The 234-nt window shown below is 44.0% G+C and carries 1 protein-coding gene; it reads right to left on the bottom strand.

What is annotated here, in order from left to right:
- Nucleotides 1-234 (bottom strand): hypothetical protein (locus QZ377_RS08475; RefSeq protein WP_291440726.1); only part of this gene is annotated, 234 nt, incomplete at both ends.

A 234-nucleotide genomic window follows, 5' to 3' on the forward strand; every position in this document is an offset into this window, starting at 1 on the left:
TTGAAGCATAATCGGCCATAAAGAGGGACAATATTCCCTCTTCTTCATCAAACCAATATCCATCAACGCGTATTCCACCTTGAGGAGGGCGATAATGACAAAAGTTGAAATCCTCGACAGAGCCTGTCGCTGCCAGTTCATCCCCAAATATGGTCACAAACTCTCTTAACGATGAAGTGTTATTGGCTTCGCCGCCTGCCATTATGCCTTGCTTGAATTCGGCAAAAAAATCAT

This window comes from Desulfovibrio sp., assembly GCF_019424165.1.
GTDB lineage: Bacteria > Desulfobacterota > Desulfovibrionia > Desulfovibrionales > Desulfovibrionaceae > Desulfovibrio.